This is a genomic window from Campylobacter concisus, from assembly GCF_015229955.1.
GTDB lineage: Bacteria > Campylobacterota > Campylobacteria > Campylobacterales > Campylobacteraceae > Campylobacter_A > Campylobacter_A concisus_AT.
Genome location: NZ_JAAKYZ010000013.1, coordinates 1 through 3,777, shown reverse-complemented (window position 1 = coordinate 3,777; position 3,777 = coordinate 1). Strand labels below are relative to the sequence as shown.

At 29.4% G+C, this 3,777-nt stretch carries 6 protein-coding genes; all 6 read left to right on the top strand.

Features of this window, described 5'->3' with window-relative positions:
• On the top strand, positions 1-731 hold a 731-nt coding region (locus G6W45_RS09610), incomplete at its 5' end, for a glycoside hydrolase family 19 protein (protein WP_196780175.1).
• Positions 732-742: 11 nt separating this feature from the next.
• Complete coding sequence (locus G6W45_RS09605) at positions 743-1,543, top strand: hypothetical protein (protein WP_194168339.1); 801 nt, start codon at positions 743-745, stop codon at positions 1,541-1,543.
• Between the two features lie 394 nt (positions 1,544-1,937).
• Complete coding sequence (locus G6W45_RS09600; RefSeq protein WP_194168338.1) at positions 1,938-2,219, top strand: hypothetical protein; 282 nt, start codon at positions 1,938-1,940, stop codon at positions 2,217-2,219.
• A 65-nt stretch (positions 2,220-2,284) separates the two neighbouring features.
• Positions 2,285-2,755, top strand: a complete 471-nt coding sequence (locus tag G6W45_RS09595; RefSeq protein WP_194168337.1) for a hypothetical protein — start codon at positions 2,285-2,287, stop codon at positions 2,753-2,755.
• Positions 2,756-2,757: 2 nt separating this feature from the next.
• The gene (locus G6W45_RS09590) at positions 2,758-3,171 is read left to right on the top strand and encodes a hypothetical protein (RefSeq protein ID WP_194168336.1); all 414 of its coding nucleotides are present in this window, start codon (positions 2,758-2,760) and stop codon (positions 3,169-3,171) included.
• A gap of 92 nt (positions 3,172-3,263) precedes the next feature.
• The gene (locus G6W45_RS09585; protein ID WP_194168335.1) at positions 3,264-3,446 is read left to right on the top strand and encodes a hypothetical protein; all 183 of its coding nucleotides are present in this window, start codon (positions 3,264-3,266) and stop codon (positions 3,444-3,446) included.
• Positions 3,447-3,777 lie beyond the last annotated feature (331 nt).

Sequence of the window (3,777 nt, the reverse complement as noted above, 5' to 3'; positions counted from 1 at the left end):
ACCAAGAATATATCTTACAAGAAATAGTAGATGAACTAAATAGAAGAGATGATGATGACGGAATTCAAATGTATGTAAAATATAAGCTTGATACTAGAAATAGATTAGAGCATTTTTTTGGGCAATGTGCGGTAGAGGTGGAAAGTAGCTTCCCAAAACTGACAGAGAGCTTAGATTATAGCGTGGAAGGTCTTATGGGGTCTAATATTGGCTATTTTAAAAATAATTATGATAGAAGTAAGGATATAGGAAGAATAAAAGACAAAAAAGGAAAAATAATTCAAAAAGCCAATCAAGAAGCCATAGCCAATCTAGGATATGCTGATGAAAATAGACCTAAGGACTTGCGACTTGGCAATACCGAAGAAGGTGACGGCTGGAAATATAGAGGTAGAGGGATAATACAAATAACTGGTAGAGAAATATATACTGAATTTAATAAATTCGCACACAAAGTTAAATTAGTAGGAGATGAAGTAAGCTTTGTGGATAATCCAGAACTGGTAGCTGAAAATAAAACCTTTGCTTTTGTGTCGGCTGCATTTTTCTGGGCTAAAAAAAAGAACATTTACGATAGAGCCGATAAAAGCAAGCCGGAATTAGACAATGAAGAAATAGTAAATAGAGTAACAGATTTAGTAAATGGCGGTGCAAATAAAGAAAGCAGAACAAAAAGAATAAACTCTTATAAACGTATAAGAGAAGCAAATATATTTAAGAAATTTAAATAAAGGGCTGAAGTATGAAATTTAAAACTATTTTATTAATAAATTTACTAATAAACTTAAATTTATATGCTTTTGAAGCTTTAATGCCTAGCCAAGCTACCAATAAAGCGATCGATAATTTTGAACAGATCGAAGACGATTTTTTTACCGGTGATGACTATTTTTCAAACGATTACAGTACTAATACATCTCCTAGTTTTAAGTGTTCTGATGCTAAGGGCAAATATAAATTTAAAGAGTACTCTTTAGAAGACTTTGTTTGTCAGTCCAAATTTCTTGCTTTTAGAGATAACTATTTTGCTGATCTTTATAATCTAATTGTAAAAGAAGCTCCAAATTTAAAAGAAAAAGCTCTAAAGATAGCAAGAGAGAGGATAGCTAAAACTCAAAAAGAGTGTATAGATGGGTATTCAAAATATTTTCAAGTACGGGTTAAATATAATTATAGTGTCGGCAATTCTATTCATTGCACTAGATCTTACTATAGAAACTCCACTGCAAAACTAGCTTTACTTCTTTATAAAAATAATAAAGAGCTATTTAAAAGAATTTACGGCGAAGATTATGAGAAATTTAAAGAGGTCTTTGAAGATACTTTAAAGTATGTGCCGATACTTTACTCTTTTAGAGATCTAAAAGACATAAAAAAAACAGATAAAAAGCCATATGCTGAGTTTTTAAGAAAATATGATGACTATACTGGCGATTATGACAATTATCGTATCCATGATCTAATTTATATAGTGTTAGTCCAATACTCCTTAATAGACAAAAATGGTCATTTGATTTTGCCTGAGAATAGAAAAGAGGAGTAGTATGACTACTTCTTGTAAAGAAAAGATATTAAAGCCAATCTAAGACATTATGATGTCTTGATAAATAAAAATATAGATCAAGCGTAGAATGTAAATATATATGAAGATGACAAGCTAAGCAAAAAAATATGGATAAATTTATTAGCTCTTTTAATGAATCAAAGAGTTTAACTAGAGTAGATAAAGGTATGTAGGAAGATGGGGATAAAGGGGGTTGGGGGTTGATTTAAAAACAGACAATAAAATTGCTTGAGGTAAAAAAGTTTCTTTAGAATTTAAGGAAAAAGTTATAGAAATATGTATAAATTTAAAAAATAAATCCTGATTTTTTGATGTCATGTATGACTTTTGAGACAGGTGAGACTTTTTCAGCTAGTATAAAATCCAGTTGCTAGTGCTAGGACTTATACAATTTTTAGAAACAACAGCAGCCGGTCTAGGGACAACTACATCAAAACTAGCAAATATGTCTGAAGTTGAACAACTTGAATATATAGAAAAATATTTTATGCCTTATTCTGGAAAAATTGAAACCATAGAGGACATTTATATGGCAATTATTTATCCAAAAGCCATTGGTAAGTCGAATGATTACGTATTATTTAGTTCTAGTAGTTCTAGCTATATAACAAATAAAGGATTAGACAAAAATATAGATGGAAGCATTACAAAATAGGAAGCTGCGGCAAAAGTTAAGAAAAATTAGAAAAGGGTCTAAAAAAAGCTATAAAGGTTAATTCTATGAAAAAATTCTTATTTTTATCACTACTTTTTATCGTATTTTCTAATGCTCAAAACTTAAGTATAGAAACATATAGCAAGGATAACAAATGTTCCATAAGCATAAATGATGAAGAGATTTATAGCAGAGAGTGCGAGTATGAGCTTGAACCAAATTTAATATTTTATACCAAAATTAATCGCAGCGAAGTGTGGATATTTCAAGACATACAAAACTATGCTGCTTGCAATGGACACGGGCCTTTGAGAATTTTTGAAAAGAAAGATGACGACAAGATAAAATTTCAAGGTGAGATAGATTGGTGCGCGAGTGTGCCATTTTTCGAAGTCACTAATGAAGGCATCTTGATAATAGACAAACCACACAAAAATGCACTAACCAACAACGGTGAGCCAAATTTTAAAAGTAGCGGGAAGCTATCTGACGAAAGCAAATATAAATTTGAGAATGGAAAGATCAAAAAGATATAGTTTTGAATTTATTAAATAGATATAATGCGACTAAAAAAGAGCGGATAGATATGGTAAAAAAGATAGTTGTTTTTTATTATATGATGCTAGCCTTTATGGCGCATAATGCCTACGCAAAAGATATAAATTTAACTGGGTTTTACAAGAATGAGCCTTGTAATATTTCAATAGAAATAACGAAAAATACTAATAAGACAAAGTATTTTTACAAGATAGTTGATAATAATCAGACAAAATCACAAGGCTATATATCAAGCATAAAAAGCAATGGCGAAGGTGGATTTTATATAAAATTTAAAAAGATTGACGGGATGTATGAAAATGATAGCATAGTCATACAAAACTATGGAAATTCTATGAACGAGTATAATCATTTTGAAGATTGCGATAGTAAATATTTAAAATTTGATAAATAGGGCTAGCGTGCGTGATTTTGTAATTACTTTTTTTTAAAGCCGAAGAAATAGGATATTGCTATGAAAATGAAAAAATTTTAATAGCTATTGCTATGTTCGAATGCGAGGGTGACATACATTGTACAAATGGTGGTTATTTTTGGGTAAATAAAAGAAATACCAAAAGTTTAGAAATTTTATCAAAACCAACACCAATAAAAAATAATGTAAATGAGCGCTTGATGGGAATAAATTTAAAAATTCAAACTACATATATGAAATTTATGGCGACATAATATCTGGTGAAAAAATGTATTTGAACATTTTTAAGCAAGAAAAAACTATTTTTAAAAGCGATGATTTACAACAGATAGAACAAGAAGAATTCCTATCCAAATTTAAAGAAATAGATAGTGGGCTACCCGCGAGCTTTGATAAATTTTATAAGAAATTGAAGAATAAATATCAATAATAGTCTATAAAAATATAGATAAGATAATAGCTATCAAATTTATGCAAAAGAAGAGAGCTCTAATAATCAGTCTAATGCAGATAAAGATGATAAGCTTGGTATAAATTTATTAAATAAAGAGAATATGGATAAATTTATTAACTCTTTTAATGAAT